At 47.1% G+C, this 807-nt stretch carries 2 protein-coding genes; both read left to right on the top strand.

All coding sequences use genetic code 11. The features are described from left to right. Positions 1-618: 3-oxoacid CoA-transferase subunit B (locus tag ACXM0J_RS18835; protein WP_479750750.1), on the top strand; the 618-nt coding region annotated here is incomplete at its 5' end. 12 nt (positions 619-630) lie between these two features. Then, on the top strand, positions 631-807 hold a 177-nt coding region (locus ACXM0J_RS18830), incomplete at its 3' end, for a thiolase family protein (RefSeq protein WP_479750752.1).

The raw sequence follows: 807 nt of genomic DNA, 5'->3' as shown, positions 1-807 counted from the left end.
CAACGTGTGGCACAAGATATTCCAGATGGTGCCTATGTGAACTTGGGTATTGGCCTACCGACCAAGATCGCGAGCTACTTACCTAACGATAAAGATATTTTTCTTCATTCTGAAAATGGCCTGTTGGCTTTTGGCCCACCGCCAGCTGCAGGTGAAGAAGATCCTGAACTGATTAATGCGGGTAAAGAATTTGTGACCATGCTTGAAGGTGGTAGCTTTTTCCACCATGGCGATTCATTTGCGATGATGCGTGGTGGTCACCTTGATATTGCAGTACTCGGTGCATTTCAGGTGGCAGCGAATGGTGACTTGGCCAACTGGCACACGGGAGCACCGGATGCGATTCCTGCGGTTGGTGGTGCGATGGATTTAGCTGTGGGTGCCAAGAAAGTATTTATCACCACAGACCATGTAACCAAACAAGGTGAACCGAAGATTGTGGCTGAGCTAACTTATCCAGTGACGGGTAAAAAATGTGTTGACCGTATTTACACTGACCTTTGTGTGATTGACGTGACCAAAGAAGGTTTAAAGGTGATTGAGAAAGTGGAAGGTCTTAGCTTTGATGATTTACAGGCTTTGACTGGTGCAACTTTGATTGATGCGACTCAAGGGTAAGGAAGTAGGGAAATGACATTAAAAAATGCTTATATCATCGATGCCATCCGTACTCCATTCGGCCGTTATGCCGGTGGTCTTGCACCTGTCCGTGCCGATGACCTTGGCGCTGTGCCGATCAAAGCCTTAATTCAGCGTAACCCAAGTGTAGATTGGGAACAGGTCGATGATGTGATTTATGGCTGTGCC

It is taken from the genome of Acinetobacter sp. GRABPA_MV_2, assembly GCF_056725885.1.
The sequence above is the reverse complement of the archived record's forward strand: the minus strand, read 5'-3'. Positions and strand labels throughout refer to the sequence as shown.